The following is a 19,587-nucleotide window of genomic DNA, read 5'->3' as shown; positions in this document are numbered from 1 at the left end:
TCCGCGCGTCTCGCGGCGACCACCTCTAGCGTGACCGGACATTGGGCGGCGGCTCTCGGTACCATCCTGGAGCGTGCCGATCGCGGTTTACGGCAGTGGCCGGTTGCGGGTCTGTCTCTGTTGGTTCTGGCGCTCGCGCTGGCGGCTGCCATTGCCACCGGGTTCTGAGACGGGAAAGCCGTCACGCCCGGGAGTCGGCGTTGGTCACGGGCAACCGCGCGGACCAACCACCGGCGACACATCACCACCCGCGCCTTCGCGTAAGCTTCAGTGCGACTCCCTTGGATTGGAGCCTAATCACGATGCGAATTGAATCTGTCATGCAGTTACGCAGCGAGTTGGAGGCCCGGTTACTGCGGCTTTCCGTCGTGGCGACCCTCGTCATCGCGGGACTTGGCGTCCTGGCCGGACTTTGGGCGCGTTCGCCCGCGGTCCTCTTCGATGGTTTTTTTGCCCTGATCGACGCGGCCATCACCTTACTGACACTGAAGGTCGCCAGACTGGTTGCCATCCGCGGCGACGATCGTCGCTTTCAGTTTGGCTTCTGGCACTTGGAGCCCCTGGTCATCGCGCTGAAGGCATCAATGCTCATCGTTTTGGTGGCTTACGCCTTTCTGAGCGCGGTCAACGGTCTGCTCAAGGGCGGTTATCAACCTCAGTTCGGCGTTGCGCTGGGCTATGCGGTGTTGGTCACCCTGATTTCGTTCGGAACCTGGTGGTGGATGAGGCGTCAGGCCGACCGACTCGACTCGGGTCTGGTGCGACTGGATGTCAAGGCCTGGCTGCTCTCGGCGCTGATGACGAGCGCGCTGCTGATCGCCTTCGCCGCCGCGCTGATGCTGCGCGGGACCGCGGCCGAGGACTGGATTCGCTTGATCGATCCCGCCGCGCTTGCGCTCATTGCGCTGGTGCTGCTGCCGTTGCCATTGCGCGAGGCGCGCGAATCCTTCGGCGAGATTCTGATGATCAGTCCGCCCGACGACGACGCGCGGGTGCGCGCGGCGATGTCGGACTTCATTCGCCGCCACGGTTTTCTGGACTATCGCAGCTATCTCTCCAAGACGGGTCGCGCGTGCTTCATCGAGATTTCGGTTCTGGTGCCACCCGACCTCTGTCTACCGGTGACCGGAATTGACGCCATGCGCACCGAAATTGGCGCGGCGCTCGGCGACGCCGGACCGGATCGCTGGCTCACCATCGTGTTCACCGCCGATCCGACGCAGTTGTAAGGTACGCTTGAGTCCGCCGCTGATCGGGATGGGCAGCACAGCCAGAACCCAGCCGGGTAGCTCAGATCGGGTAGCGCAGGATGGCCGCAAGCGGCTTGCCGGGCTCGGGCATGTCCTCGGCGCGGACGCTGAGCGCCTGGACGCCGCCGCGTCCACCTGCCGTGCGTACTGGCGCAGGCGGACCTTCTTCCCCTCGCCGCCACCGATCCGGCCGCTGTAGGAGCGGGTCGAGATGGTGCGCTTGCCGACCGCCGAAGCCGCATTGGTCGACAGTTGCGGCACCGCAACCTCCGTAAGTAAGTCCTGTTGATGTGGACGTGTTGAAAGGCTGATCAGAATGTATCCAGGGTCATCTGGGTTGGATCGCCCCTTCAGGGCTTGAAATGGATGGGGATAACTGACCCAGGGCGTGGCCCTGGGCTGGCGTGACGAGCCCCGTTGGGGCCATGTAGCGAGCCCCGTTGGGGCAAATTGATTGGAGCGCCAACGGTGCGTCCGATGTCAGCCCAGGGCAGTATCGAGCAACCAACCGCATTGAGCCCCGAAAGGGCGATCTAAACCGCTCAAAAGCGACCGATCAGGGACAAGCCCAGCATGGCCGCCGGATCCTGATCCTCTTCATAGAGGCGGTTGCCGTTGGCGTCCTCGACACGCAAGGTTGCGCTGGTCGCCGCACCCGCATAGAGGCTCAATTTCAACGTCTTCGACAGATCCCGACCGATGCGCAGATACACGGGGATGTAGCGATTCTCTCCGACGCCACCGGCGAATGGGCCGTCTTCGTCCAGGCGATGGCGATACGAACGATAGGACGCGCCGATGCCCGCTTCCCAGCCCGCGTTCAGCGCATAGGACATCTCCAGTCCAGCCGGACCCGCCGGACCCGCCAGAAAGGGATTCGACAGGCGCAGACGATCGGTGATGCGCCAGTCGACGATGAGGAAGGGGAACAGGCTGTTCTCCTCGATGCGCGCGAAAGCGCCGACACCCAATCCCAAGGTCAGATCGGGACGGATGCGCCGCGCCGCCGAGACCGTCGCCCCGTACTCCAGCGCATCGGAGAAGTTCGCGCCGGACTCCCCCGAATATTCGACCGTCGGGGTCACGCTCAAGCGCCAGCCATCGTCGGTCATGAAGCCATAAGAAGCGGACAGACCGACCCGGTAGAGCTGGCCCCAAGGCTCGACGCCGCCGAAACCGCCAACCCGGTCGAAGCGCCAGTCCTCGTAATCGGCCTGTAGCCGCAGGCCCAGCGACGACTGCCGATCGAGCGTCCAGGACCGCCCGAAGGTGGTCAGCACGCCCGCGAAACCGGCCTCGCCGCCGCCGTCGAGATCGCTCTCGGTATGCAGGAGCGGCGAGATGGAATAGCTGAAATCCGCCGGCGCTTGGGCGGCGGCGCTTCCAGTCAGGATGACTGTCGTCAGGGCGAATGCGCTGTGAATCGAAACGCGGTTAGACATGATGGATACTCCGTACTGCGGCCTGTGTTCATGATTTCAGAAACTCACGACGAGCGATTGAAGTGGCGGAGTCAAACTCAGTGTCGAGTATGCCCCCGCGACTGGCGTTCGTCCGCTACTCGGCAATCCGGTCTTTTTTGCCTCGGAATTCACCGCGCGGCGGCCAGGACCAGCACGTAGGCCGCCCCCATCGCCAATTGCACGAGCATGATCGGGAGACCGTAACGCGCAAAGCGCCCGAAGCTCACATGCTCGCCATGCGTGGCGCAGATGCCGACGCCGACGATATTGGCCGAGGCCCCGATCAGCGTCGCGTTACCGCCCAGCGTGGCGCCAAACATCATGGCGATAAAGACCGGCAGGGTGGCGTCAGGCCAGTCGGTGAAGCCGGTGGCGAGCGCGAATTCCGGCACCGCCTCGGCGGCCACCAGATAGCCCTTGGTCATGATGAGCGCGGCGGCGACCACGGGGATGTTGGCCAGCAGGCTGGACAAGAGGCCAACCCCGGCCAGCAGGAGCAGCGCCACCAGGGTGAGGTCCGCGCCGAACCAGGTATAGAGTTGCAGGGACAGCCCCTGTAACAGGCCGGTTTTCGTGAAAGCCTGCACCAGACAGAAAATGGCGCCGAGAAACACGAGCGTCTTCCAGTCGACATCGCGCAGCACGGCATCGACCGGCTCGACATGCGAGCCGTAGACGACCAGCAGCGCAAGCGTGGCCCCAATGATCGCGACCGCCGGCGGGACGATGCGGTTCGGCAAGGTCTCGCCGAACAGAAATAACGCAACCATGACGGCAAGCACCAGGAGCGCGAGCGTGACAAAACCCGGTCGCGCGATCGGTGCCGATGGGGCGGCGGGCGGGAGATCCAGGCGCATGCGCCAGACTTCCGGCATCAGCAGCGGTAGCAGCGGCACGATGACCAGCACGGCCAAGAGCCCGCCCAGGCTCACGGTCCGCAGATAGTCGCCGAACGACAGACCGATGGAACTGCCGACCAGGAAGGTGGCGGGATCGCCGACCAGCGTGAGCATGCCTGCGGAATTGCTCACGATCGCGGCGAGGATCATCGGGCCGACGAAGTTCACCTTCAGTGCCTGGGCGACGCGAATGATCACCGGCGCAACCAGGATCACGGTGGTGGCGTTGGGCAGGAAGGCGCAGATTGGCGCGACCAGCGCCACGAGCAACAGCAGGTAACGCCTGCCGCTGCCGCCAGTGGCGCGGAGAAAGCGGTCTCCCAGCCACTCGAAGAGACCCGTTTTGGCCAATACGCGCGCCACGACCATGCCGCCGAACAGCAGGGAGAGCGGTCCCCCGGCGGTGGTCAGGGCATCCACCAGGTCGCTGCCGCCCAGGATTCCGAGGACGAGCAGGATGCACACCCCCAGCAGGGCGGCGACCGCCATGTCGACGACATCCAGGGCGATCAGCAGGATTACCCCGGCGAAGATGCCAACGGTCAGATAGATTTGCAGGTCGGTCATGTCGGTGTCTCCCCTTCAGTCGAGCGGCGGGGCGTACATCAGCCCACCTTGGTTCCAGAGGCGGTTGAGGCCACGCTCGATGCCGAGCGCGCTGCCGCTTCCGAGGTGACGTTCGTATATTTCTCCATAGTTGCCGACGGCCTTCACCGCGCGCGGCATCCAACCCGGGGTCAGGCCCAGGATCTTCCCGATCAGGTCGATTTTCTGGTTCGACCCCTCAAAGAGCAAACCCGTGGCATCGGGCGACGGGTGCTCCAGGTTCTCCCGCGTCACGCCGATTTCTTCCGCCATGAGGAGTCCGTACAGCACCCAGCGGGTCACGCCAATCCATTCCTGATCGCCATTCAAGACCACGGGCGCGAGCGGCTCCTTGGAAATGCGCTCGGGCAGGATCACGAAGGCATCCGGGCCGCCGGGCGCTCGCGCCCGCATGGCGGCGAGATGCGCGACATCCGCGGTGTAAGCGCGGCAGCGGCCGGCGAAGAAGGCGTCCGCCACCTCGCGCGTCGAGTCGATGATCAGCGGTTCGACCGAGAGACCGCTACGACCGAAATAATCCTCCAGGTTGCGCGCGTGCGTCGTGCCCTTCTCAACGCACAAGGTGGCGCCGTTCAGCGCCGTGGCCGAGGCGATCCCCGCCGACCGCGGCACCAGAAATCCTTGGGCATCGTAGAACAACACCGCCGGGAATTGGACGTTCAGGAGAATCTCTCGGGTCATCGTCCAGGTCGTGTTGCGGGCTAGCAGATCGATCTGACGCGCCTGTAACGCGGGGAAACGCGCGGAGGCTTTGAGCGGCGTGAAGGCGACCTTCCCGCCATCGCCGAGCACGGCGGCGGCCATCGCGCGGCAGAAATCGGCATCGAGTCCGCGCCACTGGCCATCGGCATCCTGTTCGGAGAAACCGGGGATCCCTTCGCTGACCCCGCAGCGCAGCTCTCCCCGGGATTTCACCGCATCCATGATCTCGCCGGCATCGGCCGGCGGCAAGGCACCCGCCGCCAGAACAAGCGTGAGCGCCCAATGACGCCAAGCCGCGCGCGGCAGGCTGGCGTCGCCTGGCCACCCAACCTTGAAACTGGACTTCCAGGCCGTCGACGAGGTGTTTTTTAACATCTGTTCATGACCTCAGGTTTGTCTTGCATCGAAACGAAAGGGGCTTGTAAACCCTCCCCGCCTCCACAATGATGAGTGTCGTGTTCTTATTGATCGTCCGATTGCCAAAGCCCAGCTCTTCCCGGTCGCGGACGGTCGATGAAAACGATACAGAACGACCGCAGCTTAAGTGCGTCCATTAAATTATTTTAAAAGCTAATTCTTTTGTATTTAGCAATTAACTAATATAAGCAAATGATAATTATAATTTTTTTGAAAAATAATTGAGAGTTATATAGGTATTTCAATGGATGTACTTATCTCTTCGTGACGCTTCTCTTTACTGACGCACCCATTGGGTGATACCTCCTTCTTGTCGCACACAGGAGTTACGGTATGGCCGCAGAGCAGAAATTCTCCCGCCTGACCCTGACCGCCATGGTCGTCGGGTCCATGGTGGGAGCTGGCATCTTTTCGCTTCCCGCCCGATTTGGCGGGGCAACCGGGCCGTTCGGCGCCATCATCGCCTGGTTGATCGCCGGGGGCGGCATGTTGATGCTCGCCTTCGTCTTCCAGTCACTGGCCGTGCGTAAACCCGAGCTGGATACCGGTATCTACGCCTACGCCAAGGCGGGCTTCGGCAACTATCTGGGTTTCGCGGCCGCCTTCGGATTCTGGGCCGGAACCTGTCTCGGCAACACCACCTATTTCGTGCTCATCAAGTCGACCCTTGGGGCCATCGTCCCGATGTTCGGAGATGGCAATACGCCGAGCGCCATCTTCTTTTCCTCCCTGATCCTGTGGTCGGTTCACTTCATGATCCTGCGCGGCATCAAGGAGGCCGCGTTCATCAACCAGGTCGTGACCGTCGCCAAGATCCTCCCGATCTTTCTGTTCATCATCATCCTGATCTTTGCCTTCAAGGCCGACCTGTTCGCGGCCAGCTTCTGGGGCGGCGGGGCCTACAGCGCGGCCGAGATCTTCAACCAGGTGCGCGGCACCATGCTGGTCACGGTCTTCGTCTTCATCGGGATCGAGGGCGCCAGCGTCTACTCCCGCTTTGCCAGGAAACGCGAGGACGTGGGTTGGGCGACGGTGCTGGGCTTCATCGGCGTGCTCTGTCTGCTCGTAATGGTCACCCTGCTGCCCTACGGCGTCATGCTGCGGCCCGAATTGGCGGAGCTGCGTCAACCCTCGATGGCGGGGGTTTTGAGGTTCGTCGTCGGCGACTGGGGCGCCTGGTTTGTCAGTATCGGACTCATCGTGTCGGTGCTTGGCGCCTATCTGGCCTGGTCACTGCTGGCCGCCGAGGTCTTGTTCTCCGCCTCCAGGAGCGAACTGGTGCCGAAGTGGCTGAGCCGCGAGAACAAGAATGGGGTGCCCGTGACCGCGCTCTGGCTCACCAACATCCTGGTCCAGATCTTCCTGATCTCGACGTTCTTCGCGCAGGAGGCTTTCAATCTGGCACTGGAGATGACCAGCGCCATGACGCTGATCCCCTATGTGCTGGTCGCCGGCTACGCGCTGAAGCTTGCCCTGACACGGGAGACCTATGCGCCCGGATCCCGGGATCTGGTCCGCGACATGACCTGGGCGGCCATCGCCACCCTCTATACGATCTTCATGCTCGTCGCGGGCGGACTCACTCATGTGCTGCTGTCCTGCATCCTCTTCGCGCCCGGCACGCTGTTGTTCATCTTCGCCAGACGCGAGCAGGGCCGCAAGGTCTTCACCCCAATCGAAATCGGCATCTTCGCCATCATCTGCATCGGGGCGGCGGTCGGCGTCTACGCGCTGGTCACCGGCCTGATCTCCATCTGACCGAGATCCATCTCACGAACGGAGGACTGCTTCATGACGACGAAAAATCAGCCCGCGACCGCCGGCAACCCGCCGGTTTATGGCGTCCATTCCGAGGTTGGAACCCTGCGTAAGGTCATGGTGTGCGCGCCCGGCCTGGCGCACACGCGCCTGACCCCGAGCAACAATGACGACCTGCTGTTCGACGACATGCTCTGGGTGCAGAACGCCAAGCGCGATCATTTCGACTTCATGACCAAGATGCGCGACCGCGGCGTCGATGTGGTGGAGATGCACAACCTGCTCGCCGAGACGGTCGCGGATCCGGCGGCGCGGAATTGGATTCTGGATCGCAAGATCACGCCGAACAACGTTGGCCTGGGGCTGATGGAGGACACCCGGTCCTTCCTCGAAAGTCTTGAGCCGCGGGCGCTCGCCGAGTTTCTGATCGGCGGACTCTCGGTCGTCGACGTGCCGGATGAATTCGCCACCTCGGACGATTTGTCCCTGGTGCGCGAGGCCCACGGCGTGACCGAGTATCTGCTGCCGCCGCTGCCGAACACCCTCTATACCCGTGACACGACCTGCTGGATCTATGGCGGCGTGACCCTCAACCCGCTCTATTGGCCGGTGCGCCGGGAAGAGACCCTGCTCACCACGGCGATCTACACATTCCATCCGAGCTTCGCGAACGCCGGAATCAATGTGTGGTGGGGGAATCCGGACAAGAATTTCGGTCTGGCGACCCTGGAGGGCGGGGACGTGATGCCCGTTGGCAACGGGGTCGTGCTCATCGGCATGAGCGAGCGGACCTCCCGTCAGGGTATCTCCCAAGCCGCCGCCGCGCTCTTCGCCAAGGGCGCCGCCGAACGGGTCATCGTCGCGGCCATGCCCAAGCTGCGCTCGGCCATGCACCTGGATACGGTCTTCACTTTCGCCGACCGGGATCTGGTCACCCTGTTCCCGCCCATCCTGGACCAGGTGCACGCGATCACGCTGCGACCGGGCGACCGCGAAGGCGTCGTCGATGCGACGCTGGAGAAGAAACCCTTCGTCGACGTGGTCGCCGAGGCGCTGAACTTCAAGGCGCTGCGCGTCATCGAGACCGGCGGCAACCACTATGCCTCCGAACGTCAGCAATGGGATAGCGGCAACAATCTGGTCGCGCTCGCCCCCGGCGTGGTGATCGCCTACGACCGCAACACCTGGACCAATACCGAGCTGCGTCGGGCCGGTGTCGAGGTCATCACCATCGTCGGCGCCGAATTGGGCCGCGGTCGCGGCGGCGGTCATTGCATGACCTGCCCGCTGATCCGGGATCCAGTCGAGTTCTGATGCCGACCGAAGGACGGGGGGAGCGGGATGACGATGCTCGACAATTACCTCAAGACGTTTAGTCTCGTCGCCGCGCTGGTCCTGTGCGGTCCGGCGCCGGGCGCCGGATTGCCGGGCGCCCCCGCCCCGGCGGAGACGGACGCCGACCCGGTCGCCACGCATTTCGAACGTGGCCAGGCGTATTTGGCCAAGGGCGAGTATGCGCGCGCGGTGCTCGAATTCGAGCAGGTGCTGCGTTTCGACAACCTGCCGCCCGATCTGCATCAGCAGGCGGAGATTTATGCCGATGCGGCACGCGGCTACGCGGCGGGAAACCCCCTGTCCGGATTCGGCTACGCGGAGACCGGCGGCGGCTACTATCGCGAGAACGTCACCCGTTCCACCCGCGCCGCGGGCAACGACCCGGCCCGCGATGCCTTCTGGAAGATCCGCGCCGGCGGCGGATTGAGCTACATCGCCTCCGACGACCTCTCGCTCGACGGCACCCTGGACTATCGTTTCCGATACTACGACGACTCCGGGCGCCGGGACGATTCCGATCTGCGCTGGAATGCCATGGTGAACCAGTCGCTCCCCAAGGGTAGCCAGGCGATCGGCGTGCGGGGCCGCGCGAGTTACCGGGGCCATCCGGGCTATCGGCAGGATTACGGAGTCTTCGTCAATCGCTCCTTCGACTTCGATGAGGACCATCGAATCCGCATCGAGGCCGAGCTGCGGACACGCCAGTACCCCACCGACCTGCGCGAACGCAGTCGCGACATCGGCGAGCTGTGGCTCAGTTGGACGCGCGCTTACCTGGATGGACGGGCCTCGCTGACGCTGACCGCGAACGCCGGTCAGGAATGGGCGACCCACGACCGGCCCGACGGCGACAACACCTTCTACGGCATCGAGTTCGACTGGGGCATGGACCTGAGCGATCGGGTCGGGGTCTTTCTCTTCGGACTCTGGCAGCACGACGCCTACGATGACGATCGCTTTATTCTCGATGAAGACGAGATCCCGGTCGGCTCCTTCACGCGCAGCGATGACATCTATGAGTTGGGCGGCGGTTTGACCTACGGCTTTGCCCCCGGCTGGTCGCTGCGCCCGGAGGTGCTCTATCTTCGGGACGAAAGTAACAGCCTCTGGGGGAATTACAGCTCGACCGAGGTTTGGGTCATGGTGCGGAAGGCCTTTTAGGCGATATCCGGAAATGGACAGGATTAACAGGATTTTTCAAGATTCACAGGATTAAAAACAGCTTTTGACAAAATCCTGTCCATCCTGAGCAATCCTGTGAATCCTGTCCATTTTGAAGCCTTGGGCATGGGTATGAACTTTCCCGGAAATCGCCTAATCCTCAGGAACTGAAATACATGTCCCTAAAGCCCGAAAGCGCCGATGTCTTAATCCAACCACGCAAGCGGACGTTCGAGTTCCCCAGCGCGGTGACGACGCTGGCGATCGTCAGCGTCCTGGTCTGGGTGGCGGCCCTGTTCATCCCGGCCGGTCAATACGCCACCGATGCCGACGGATCGCCGATCCCGGGCACCTATCAGCGGATCGAATCGCCGCTCACCCTTGGCGAGCGGGTCGAGCAGTTGGTCCTCGCGCCGGTCAATGGCATCTACGGTCTGCTGAGTCCCGTGCGCGGATTCGTCGACACCCAGACGGTTGGGCGTCTGTTCGGGCAGATCGGCGTGATCGTCTTCATCATGTCCATCGGCGCCTTCATCTCCATCAGCTTCGCGACCCACAGCCTGGAGATCGCGGTCGCCGCGCTGGCCAACCGCCTGTGCAGCCAGGGGTGGCTGCTCATCGCCGCCGTCATGGTGCTGTTCTCCCTGCTCGGCTCCACCATGGGGTTCTCGGTGGAGACGCTGGGCTTCTACGCGCTGTTCATCCCGCTGATGAGCGCGCTCGGTTACGATCGCCTGGTGACGGCCGCGATGATCATGATCGGCGCCACGATCGGCATCATGGCGTCCACGGTCAACCCCTTCTCCATCGGAGTCGCCGCTGGCGAAGCCGGGGTTGGGATCGGCGACGGCATTCTGCCGCGTCTGATCCTCTGGTTCATTCTGACCGCGATCGCGGTGGTCTGGGTGTTGCGCTACGCCGCCCGGGTGCGCGCCGATCCGAGCGCCTCGCTGATCGGTTTCGACCGGGCAGCGCCCGACGACGAATCGGCCATCGATCATGCCGCCGACGTCCCACCAAGACTCACGGGAACCCAGAAATGGGTGCTGGCGATCACCGCCCTCGCCTTCGGTCTCATGATCTTCTCGGTCATTCCCTGGTCGAGCATCCTCAACGGCTCGACCGGACCGGCCGATTATTACGGCACGCACGAGGCCGCCGCGCCCACGCCCTATTGGTTCGAATTGAACTGGTGGTTTCCGCAACTGGCGATGCTGTTCCTGATCGCCTCGGTGCTGGTCGGCCTGGTCGCGAAGATGCCGGAGAAGGAGATCGTGCGGCTCATCGCCGCGGGCGCCTCGGACATGATGAGTCCCGCCATGGTGATGCTGCTGGCCGGGGGGATCTCGGTCATCATGACCAATACCCAGACCCTCGACACCGTCCTCCACGCCATGGAGCAGTTGATCACCGGCGCCTCGGCGGGCGCCTTCGCCATCGCGGCGATGGTGGTGAATATCCCGCTGGCGTTGCTGATTCCCTCCAGCTCCGGACACGCCGCACTGGCGATGCCGCTGCTGTCGCCGCTCGCCGACTTTGCCGGCGTGAGCCGACCCACGACGATCACCGCGTGGATCCTGGGCCACGGTCTGACCCTCCTGGTGTCACCGACCAACGTCGTCATCGTGGGTGGCCTGGCGATCGCCAAGGTTGGTTACGACCAATATCTCCGGTTCGTCTGGCCGCTCCTGGCGGTGCTGTTCGCGGTGGCCGCGACCACTGTCGCTATCGTCGCTACCCTGGGGTAGTACACGAATATTCAGGGAGCCTGATTTTGGTCTATTTGCGCTTGTTCGCGGCGTCACGATGCTTTCCTGGCATCGAGTTCGACGTCATGGATGCCGACTTGCCAGGCCCGGATGTCTCGGCCAGTTCCTGATGGAGAATGCGCCGCAACTCCGCGATGGCGAGCGGATGGTCGAATCCGCCATGACCGGCGGGCACGACGACTTCCGACTTGGCCGCCGCCAGGTGGGCGCTGGAATAGGCCACCACGCCGTCCGAGCTGGCCAGGAGGCTGCCGCGCCGACGCCCCCGATCGCCGAGGATGGTATGGGTCGGAACGGTTGGCTGGGTGCGATCCAGCGCGCGCAGAAAGGACGAATTCGGCGACAGGCCGTGGATGCTGGTCGGCGGACGCTCTTCCGCGATCCCCGGAATCAGCAGGGCGTAATGCATCATCGTCCCCAGCAGCCAATCCGGCAGGCGGATCAAGCGAATGCCCCAGGCGCCAAGATTATTGGCCGCCAGTCGGCTGCCCCGATGGGGCGTGAACATGAAGACGGCTCGGCTGACATCCCGTCGCGGATCGAAGATCAGCGCGCGGCGGACGAGACTGGTCTCGGGCAGGGACGCCACCCCCGAACGGATGGTCTCCGCCTCCCGCGCGGACATCCGGGAGACCTGCGCTCGGGAGAGGATACCGCCCATGCTGTGGCCGATCAGGACCATTGGCTTGTGGGGGCCGTGGTCCCGCGCGACAGCGTCCAGCGCCTCCCGCAACTGGAGCGCGGAGAGCGGGACCGGCTGTCCGGTCGGGTAAAAGAAGAACCAGAATTGAAAATGGGTACGGATCCGCTCGTCCGCGAGCAGCGCCTTGACCAGCGGCGCCCACATGAGGGGCGTCGACATCAGGCCATGCACCAGGACCACGGGGATCTTGTCGGGCGCGAAGGGTTGCAGGAAGACGACGCGGGGCGTCCCGCTGAAGCGGCCGGGGCGAATCAGTTTGAGCAGCCCCGCGACCGGACTCGGCCCGGTCGCCCGGATGGCGTCGATGGGCGCCTCCAGGTCCATGGCGATGGCAAACTCGCCGTGGACCGTGCGTACCGATCGGACGCGATCCGGATCGACCAGGGCGGCGTCGCAGCACTCGCTTGGGTTAGACTTCGGCAGGGCCAGCAGGGTGAGCGGGACGCGATAGCCCGCGCGCGGGGCATTGGCGTCCGCTGGCGGAAGTGCGCCGACCATCGGCAAGCCAATGCCGACGCGATGTAGACCGGGGGTGGTCACACGGCTGGTTGGGACGGGTGCGAGGTTGGCGAAATCGGCTGGCGCATGAACTCCCGACCGCTCCGGGCCGGCGGGAATCAAGGCCGATTTCGTCGCGTCTTCCAGGAGGTCTGGCAGACGATCCGCCGTCAGGCGACGCGAGTCGGCTAGCGCCCCGTCGCGTTCCGATTCGCGGCTGCCGGGCGCTGCCAGTATCCGCAGCGATGCGTCCAGTTGCGTGGCGAGCGAGCTGTCCGGGGGCGCGGGGGGCGCTGGAACCGACTGACAGCCGACGAGCACAAAACCGGAGAGAACCGCCGAGACCAGCGGTTGCAGGAAGCCTGAGTTGGTTGGAGAAGACATGCGGTCACCGAATCGAAATGGCCCCGACAATCGGGATGGCTGGGACGCACGGTAGGATAGAATAATCGTCCTTGATCATGTTGTGGTCAGCACCGATCATCCGATCGGTCCGCGCAGCGGACCCTACGGTAGGGTCCGCTGCGCGGACCAGGCAACGCCGACGGACGGTCATGCGGCGCATTGAATCGACGCCATTGAACAGTAACCTGGAGGTGTCCTGATGGAAGTATTGATCTCGTCCTTGCGCGGCGCCAGGATGCGTCCGGCCTTCCGGGCTGGCGCATCCTTGATCGGTGCCTGCGCGCTGCTGGCGCTGCTCGCTGCCTGCCAGCCCGTCGAAGAGTCGCCGCCCATCCCCGAGCCCATTCGTCCGGTGCGGGTCGTCACGGCCGAGGAACTGCCGGGCGGCGAGACCGTGACGCTCACTGGCAACGTCCAGGCGCAGGATGACGTGGCCCTGGCCTTCCGGGTCGGCGGACAGTTGATCGAACGGACCGTCAACGTGGGCGACCGGGTCCGCGCGGGGCAGGTCGTCGCCCGACTCGACGCGGTCAACGAGCGCAATGCGATCGACGCGGCGCGGGCGAATCTGGCCGCCGCCATGGCGCGTCTGGTCGAGGCGCGCAATACGGTCCAGCGCTACGAGCCGCTGCTGCCCCGCGGCTTCGTCGCCCGCGCCCAGTTCGACCGCGCCGTCGAGTCGCGCGATGCCGCCCAGGCGCAGGTGAGCGCGGCCGAGGCGCAGGTCAGCACGGCCGAGAACCAGCTTGGCTTCACGACCCTGCTCGCCGACGGACCGGGCATCGTCACCGCTCGCGGCGCGGAGCCGGGCGAGGTCGTCGCAGCCGGGCGCATGATCGTTCGGCTCGCCCGCGAGGGTGGACGCGACGCGGTCTTCGACGTGCCGGCGCGGGTCATCGAGGCGGCCTCCGCCGACGATGCCGTGACCGTGACACTGAGCACCGACCCCAATGTTAGCGCCAGCGGCCGGGTCCGCGAGGTCTCGCCCCAGGCCGATCCGGTGACCCGGACCTTCAAGGTTCGGGTGGGCCTCGCCAGTCCGCCGGAGGCGATGCGGCTCGGCTCCACCGTGACCGGCAGCATCCAGATCGGCGGGGTCGCGGGAATCGCCATCCCGACCTCGGCGCTCACCTCGACCCAGGGCGCGCCGGCGGTCTGGACCCTGGATCCGGAGTCGCGCACCGTGGCCCTGCGCAATGTCGACGTGGCCAGCTTTGAGCTGGATCGGGTGCTGATTTCCCAGGGACTGGAGTCGGGCGAGCTGGTGGTGACGGCGGGGGTTCAGACCCTGCGCCCCGGACAGCAGGTCCGCCTGCTCGGGGAACCGGCCCCGAACCCAACCCCGGCCCCGGTCCCTAACACGGATGCATCCCCGGATGCGGCCCCAGATGAGACTGGAGCCCCGACCGGAGACCGACCATGAGCGGTTTCAATCTCTCCGACTGGGCCATCCGCAACCGCTCGGTGACCATTTTCATCATGCTCGCGGTGCTGGCCGCCGGGGTGAGTTCCTTCTACAAACTCGGCCGCGCGGAAGATCCGCCATTCACCTTCCGCACCATGGTGGTTAAGGCGATCTGGCCCGGCGCCACCCTTGACGAGACCATCGCCCAGGTCACCGAGCGTCTCGAACGCACCCTGCAGGAGGTGCCGAACCTGGACAACCTGCGCAGCTTCACCCGCGCCGGCACCACCACCATTTTCGTGGATCTGGTGGGGAGCACGCAGGGACGGGAGGTGTCTGACACTTGGTACGAGGTGCGCAAGAAGGTGGGCGACATGCGCCACACCCTGCCGCAAGGGATCGTCGGCCCCTTTTTCAACGACGAATTCGGTGACACCTTCGGCATCATCTACGCCTTCACCGCCGACGGCTTCACGCATCGCGAACTGCGCGACGCGGTGGAGGACGCCCGTTCGCAGCTCCTCACGGTGCCCGATGTCACCAAGATCGACATCCTGGGCGCCCAGGACGAGGTCATCTATATCGACTTCTCGGCGGAGCGGCTCGCCGGGCTGGGGTTCGATCCCAGCACCCTGATCGCTGCCCTGCGCGCCCAGAACATCGTCAGCCCGGCGGGCATCCTGAGCACCAGCGACGAGTCCATCGCGCTGCGGGTCTCGGGCGCCTTCGGCTCCGAGCGAGACATCGCCGAGGTCACCTTCGCCGTCGGCGAGCGCATGCTGCGACTGCGCGACATCGCCGATGTCCGCCGCGGCTTCGTCGATCCGCCCCAACCGATGTTCCGCGTCAATGGGGAACCCGCGATCGGGCTCGCCATCGCCATGCGCGATGGCGGCGACACCCTGGCGCTCGGGCGCAACGTCGCCAAGGCCATCGCCGACATCAAGGCCGAACTGCCGCTCGGCATCGAGCCGCGTCTGGTGGCCGATCAACCCCTGACGGTGGATCTCGCGATCAACGAATTCACCACCTCGCTGTGGCAGGCGATCGGCATCGTGCTCGTCATCAGCTTCGTCGCGCTGGGGGTGCGCGCCGGCACGGTCGTGGCCATCGCCATCCCGTTGACGCTGGCCGTGGTCTTTCCGATGATGGACATCGCCGACATCGATCTCCAGCGGGTCTCGCTCGGCGCGCTCATCATCGCCCTAGCCCTGATGGTCGACGACGCCATGACCACCATCGACGCCATGAGCCGGCGTCTGGCCCTGGGCGACGACAAGACGAGCGCGGCCACCTATGCCTACCAGCACCTGTCCACGGCGATGCTCATCGGCACCCTGGTCACCATCGCCGGCTTCGTGCCCATCGGTTTCGCCCAAAGCTCGGCGGGCGAGTACACCTTTTCGATCTTCGCGGTGGTCGGCATCGCCCTGATCGCCTCCTGGCTCGTGGCCATGGTGTTCGCCCCCCTGATCGGCATGACGCTGCTACGCCCGCCCAAGGCCGGGGCGAGCGACAAACCGAGCCGCACGGTCGCCCTCTACCGGGGCTTTCTGACCCTGGCGATGCGCGCGCGCTGGTTCACCATCGCCCTGACGCTCGCGATCTTCGTCGCCGCCATCGTCGCGTTGGGTCAGGTGCCGCGCCAGTTCTTCCCCTCGTCGGACCGACCCGAACTCCTGGTCGACCTGCGGTTGCCGCAGAATGCCTCGATCCATGCGACCGAGCGCCTCGTCAACGAGTTCGAGCAGGTTTTGCGCGAGGATCCCGCGTTCGCGCCCGAGATCGAACGCTGGAGCACTTACATCGGTCAGGGCGCCATTCGCTTCTATCTGCCGCTGGACGTGCAGTTGGCGAACCCCTTCTTCGCCCAAGCGGTGATCGTGACCAAGGACATCGAGGCGCGCGAACGTCTCCAGCCGCGTCTCGAAGGACTGCTGGCCGAGCGCTTCCCGGAGGTGGTCGGACGGGTCTCGCCGCTGGAACTGGGTCCGCCGGTCGGCTGGCCTTTGCAATACCGCGTCATGGGTCCGGATCCGACCCAACTGCGCGACATCGCGCTGCAACTGGCGGATCTCGTGGCGGATCACCCCGGATCGCGCCGGGTCAATTTCGACTGGATGGAGCCGGAGCGCGAACTGCATATCCGCATCGACCAGGAGCAGGCGCGTCAGTTGGGCCTGAGCACCCAGGCGGTCTCCACCGCGCTCAATGCCAATATCTCGGGCACCCGCATCACCCAGGTTCGCGACGACATCTATCTCGTCAATGTGGTGGCGCGCGAACTTGGGGGACAGAGCCTGTCGGTCGAAACCCTGCGCAGCCTGCCGGTGTCGCTACCGAACGGACGCACCATCCCGCTCAGTCAGTTCGCCGTCTTCGAGTACGGTCAGGACTATCCGCTGGTGTGGCGACGCGACCGGGTACCGACCCTGACGGTCCAGGCCGATGTGGCGCCGGGGATGCTGCCGGAGGCCGTGGTCGCGGATCTCGCCGACCCCATCGCCACGCTGAACGCGACGCTGCCCGCGGGCTATCGCATCGAGCTGGGCGGCGCGGTCGAGGAGAGCGCCCAGTCGCAAGCCTCGGTCTTCGCGGTCGTGCCGGTGATGATCCTGCTGATGCTGACTCTGTTGATTTTCCAGCTCAAGAGCTTCGCGCGTCTCTTCATGGTCCTGAGCCTGGTGCCGCTGGGCCTGATCGGCGTGGTCGGCGCCCTGCTGGCTTCCGGCAAGCCGCTCGGGTTCGTCGCCATCCTCGGCATCCTCGCCCTGATCGGCATGATCGCCAAGAACGCGGTGATCCTGATCGACCAGATCGAGGCCGAGCGGGCGGCCGGCAAGACGGTCTGGGACGCGGTGGTCGAGGCCAGCCTGTCGCGCTTTCGGCCGATCATGCTGACCGCGCTCTCGACCATTCTCGGCATGATCCCGATCGCGCCCACGGTCTTCTGGGGCTCGATGGCTTTCGCCATCATGGGCGGCCTCGCCGTCGCCTCGCTGCTCACGCTGGTGTTTCTGCCGACGCTCTATGTGACCTGGTTCGGGGGCGTGGCGCCGCGACGCGACCAGACCGGCCAGGAATCGCAAGCCAGTGGCGCCTAGCGCGTGTCATCAATTCTCGTTTTGTGAGATAAGCCTGGAGCTCAAGGGCGTCCCCATCCCTTGAGCGGGATGCCGGCCTGTAGGGGCGAATTCATTCGCCGCGTCGGTCGCGTGGAAGCCGGGAGGTAGGGGGCGAATAAATTCGCCCCTACAGTTTGCAGAATGAAACTTTTCCGAAAACCGTATTAGGCGCCGCTGTACCAGCGCCAACCACTCCGTCACAGCGCTTGCGCGCCGTGACGGCCACCGCCGGGGTCGACCGGTTCGCTTCTTCATCCATCCAACGAGACCGATTTAAAATGGCTAATTTCTGGGACTTCATTTTTCTGATCGCGTCGAGCTTTTTATTCGTCGCCTATCTGATCATTCTCTTTCATGTCGTCTTCGACCTGTTTCGCGATCCCGCGCTGCATGGTGGCTACAAGGTGCTGTGGCTGATCGGCTTGGTGTTCCTGCCGTTTTTCACCGCCCTGTTCTACGTCCTGTTCCGTGGCAAAGGCATGGCCGATCGCCAACTCGCTGCCGTGCGGCAGGCGAAATCGGATACGGACGCCTATATCCGTCAGGTGGCCGCCAAGTCGCCCGCCGAACAGATCGGCGATGCCAAGGCGCTGCTGGATGCCGGCACCATCAACCAGGGAGAATTCGACCGGCTCAAGGAGAAGGCGCTCGCCTGATCGCCGCGACCCTGTCCGCCGCCATGCATCGGTGATGACCGAGTCCGGCGCATCCCGCGTCAAAACCTGTCGCGGATGATGCGTTCAGCCCCTTCCCGGAGGGGGTTGGAGAAAGCCACTCTTGGTTGGCTCATCGCCCCCGTGCCGAATCTTCTTCAATCTCAAGTCAGGAGCAGTCAACACCATGAACGCACTCGCCTCCTTTAGTCCACCCGCCCGCGGCCTGATCGTCGCCGGCGCTTTTGCCCTGGTCGTGACCTTGCTGGAAGCCGCCGCGCCCCTGCTGTCGCCGATCCTGCTGGCGATTTTCATCGCGATCATCGCCATCCCGGCCATCAACTGGATGCGTCGCAAGGGCGCGCCGAAATGGCTCGCGCTGGTCGTGGTCGCGTTCGTGCTGCTCGATATCGGCAGCCTCCTGGCCCTGCTGACCACCGGCGCGCTGGAGGGCTTTCGGGAAAGCCTGCCGACCTATCAGGAACGCTTCATGCTCCTGAGCCAGCAGTTTGGCGGCTGGATGGAAGGCATCGGCGTCGAAAACTCGACCGCGGCGGTGCCGGACCTGATGGACCCGAATCAGGTGATGAACACGGTGCAGCGGTTACTGTCGAATGCCAGCGGCATTTTCGCGACCGGGCTCCTGGTGCTGCTCACCGTCATCTTCATCCTGATGGAAGTGCCGACAATGCCGGCCAAGCTGAAGGCGGCGTTTCACCTGACGGAGGACGGCAATGCGCGCCTGCGTCGCCTGCTCGACAACATCAATCGCTACATGCGGATCAAGGTTCTGACCAGCCTTGCCACGGCCTGCTGCGTCTGGCTCCTGCTGACCTTCTTCGGGGTCGACTTTGCCGCCCTGTGGGCCGTGCTCGCCTTCTTCCTGAATTTCCTGCCGGTGATCGGCAATCTTCTGATGATGATCCCGGCGGTTCTGCTGGCGCTGGTGCAGATCGATCTGGCAACCGCGCTGCTGGTCGCGGCGGGCTATCTGGTGATCAACACCGCGATCGGCAATGTCATCGAGCCGCGCATCATGGGCAAGGGGCTGGGCATCTCGACCCTGGCGGTGTTCATTGCGCTGCTGTTCTGGGGCTGGCTGTTCGGCACCGTCGGCATGTTCCTCGCCGTTCCGCTCACCACGGCCCTGATCATCGCGCTCGACGCCAGTCCCCATACCCGTCCGCTCGCGATCCTGCTGGGGCCGGAAATCAAGGAGCTGCCCGAGCCCATCGTCGCAGCCGAAACAAACGAGGATACGAGCCAGTCGGACGAGCGGGAATGATGAAAACGATCCAGGTTTTCCGGAAGGGGGGTAGTCGGTTAGTGCCTCCTGTCGCAAGATGTGGGGGTGAATCCTACTGACCAATCCATATACCCGACCTTGGTGGCAGGGCGCGACTACCCGCGCAGTTACCGTGAGTTTGTCGAAATGTTC

General features: G+C 64.4%; 14 protein-coding genes. 9 read left to right on the top strand and 5 right to left on the bottom strand.

The features are described from left to right. Nucleotides 1–302 precede the first annotated feature (302 nt). Complete coding sequence (locus tag QZY07_RS18995) at nucleotides 303–1,229, top strand: cation transporter (RefSeq protein ID WP_295406059.1); 927 nt, start codon at nucleotides 303–305, stop codon at nucleotides 1,227–1,229. Here the strand turns inward: QZY07_RS18995 and QZY07_RS18990 are convergent. The 4 genes from QZY07_RS18990 to QZY07_RS18975 all read right to left on the bottom strand — a co-directional run bounded on the left by QZY07_RS18990 (nucleotide 1,116) and on the right by QZY07_RS18975 (nucleotide 5,295). Continuing rightward, complete coding sequence (locus QZY07_RS18990; RefSeq protein ID WP_295406057.1) at nucleotides 1,116–1,511, bottom strand: hypothetical protein; 396 nt, start codon at nucleotides 1,509–1,511, stop codon at nucleotides 1,116–1,118. The two genes, QZY07_RS18995 and QZY07_RS18990, sit on opposite strands and share 114 nt — an antisense overlap. Nucleotides 1,512–1,792: 281 nt before the next feature. Then, nucleotides 1,793–2,692, bottom strand: coding sequence for a DUF6268 family outer membrane beta-barrel protein (locus QZY07_RS18985; RefSeq protein ID WP_295406055.1), 900 nt, complete (start codon nucleotides 2,690–2,692; stop codon nucleotides 1,793–1,795). Between the two features lie 149 nt (nucleotides 2,693–2,841). Beyond that, nucleotides 2,842–4,179 carry an SLC13 family permease gene (locus tag QZY07_RS18980; protein WP_295406054.1) on the bottom strand — a complete coding sequence of 446 codons (1,338 nt, stop codon included), beginning with the start codon at nucleotides 4,177–4,179 and terminating at the stop codon, nucleotides 2,842–2,844. A gap of 15 nt (nucleotides 4,180–4,194) precedes the next feature. Then, nucleotides 4,195–5,295: an amino acid ABC transporter substrate-binding protein gene (locus QZY07_RS18975; RefSeq protein WP_295406052.1), complete on the bottom strand. Its 1,101-nt coding sequence runs from the start codon at nucleotides 5,293–5,295 to the stop codon at nucleotides 4,195–4,197. Between the two features lie 375 nt (nucleotides 5,296–5,670). Between QZY07_RS18975 and QZY07_RS18970 the strand changes: the two genes are divergently transcribed. The 4 genes from QZY07_RS18970 (at nucleotide 5,671) to QZY07_RS18955 (ending at nucleotide 11,339) form a co-directional block, all read left to right on the top strand. Beyond that, the gene (locus QZY07_RS18970) at nucleotides 5,671–7,095 is read left to right on the top strand and encodes a basic amino acid/polyamine antiporter (RefSeq protein WP_295406049.1); all 1,425 of its coding nucleotides are present in this window, start codon (nucleotides 5,671–5,673) and stop codon (nucleotides 7,093–7,095) included. A gap of 33 nt (nucleotides 7,096–7,128) precedes the next feature. Continuing rightward, nucleotides 7,129–8,409: an arginine deiminase gene (locus QZY07_RS18965; RefSeq protein ID WP_295406047.1), complete on the top strand. Its 1,281-nt coding sequence runs from the start codon at nucleotides 7,129–7,131 to the stop codon at nucleotides 8,407–8,409. Nucleotides 8,410–8,442: 33 nt separating this feature from the next. Continuing rightward, nucleotides 8,443–9,591: a hypothetical protein gene (locus QZY07_RS18960; RefSeq protein WP_295406046.1), complete on the top strand. Its 1,149-nt coding sequence runs from the start codon at nucleotides 8,443–8,445 to the stop codon at nucleotides 9,589–9,591. Nucleotides 9,592–9,767: 176 nt separating this feature from the next. Then, entirely contained in the window at nucleotides 9,768–11,339 is a 1,572-nt protein-coding gene (locus tag QZY07_RS18955) for a YfcC family protein (protein WP_295406043.1), read from the top strand. 31 nt (nucleotides 11,340–11,370) lie between these two features. Here QZY07_RS18955 and QZY07_RS18950 read toward each other — a convergent pair whose 3' ends face one another. Further along, on the bottom strand, nucleotides 11,371–12,945 hold the full coding sequence (locus tag QZY07_RS18950) for an alpha/beta hydrolase (RefSeq protein ID WP_295406041.1): 1,575 nt from the start codon (nucleotides 12,943–12,945) through the stop codon (nucleotides 11,371–11,373). A 220-nt stretch (nucleotides 12,946–13,165) separates the two neighbouring features. Here QZY07_RS18950 and QZY07_RS18945 point away from each other — a divergent pair, with 220 nt between their 5' ends. From QZY07_RS18945 to QZY07_RS18930, 4 genes are all read left to right on the top strand, one after another. Beyond that, on the top strand, nucleotides 13,166–14,389 hold the full coding sequence (locus QZY07_RS18945; protein WP_295406039.1) for an efflux RND transporter periplasmic adaptor subunit: 1,224 nt from the start codon (nucleotides 13,166–13,168) through the stop codon (nucleotides 14,387–14,389). Continuing rightward, a complete protein-coding gene (locus tag QZY07_RS18940; protein ID WP_295406037.1) occupies nucleotides 14,386–17,475 on the top strand; it encodes an efflux RND transporter permease subunit in 3,090 nt (1,029 codons plus the stop codon). The genes QZY07_RS18945 and QZY07_RS18940 overlap by 4 nt, the downstream gene beginning before the upstream one ends. A 299-nt stretch (nucleotides 17,476–17,774) precedes the next feature. Next, entirely contained in the window at nucleotides 17,775–18,152 is a 378-nt protein-coding gene (locus tag QZY07_RS18935) for a PLD nuclease N-terminal domain-containing protein (protein WP_295406035.1), read from the top strand. A gap of 184 nt (nucleotides 18,153–18,336) precedes the next feature. After that, entirely contained in the window at nucleotides 18,337–19,434 is a 1,098-nt protein-coding gene (locus tag QZY07_RS18930; RefSeq protein ID WP_295406033.1) for an AI-2E family transporter, read from the top strand. Nucleotides 19,435–19,587: the final 153 nt, after the last annotated feature.

The sequence above is a fragment of the uncultured Thiocystis sp. genome (genome assembly GCF_903866365.1).
Lineage (GTDB): Bacteria > Pseudomonadota > Gammaproteobacteria > Chromatiales > Chromatiaceae > Chromatium.
The sequence above is the reverse complement of the archived record's forward strand: the minus strand, read 5'-3'. Positions and strand labels throughout refer to the sequence as shown.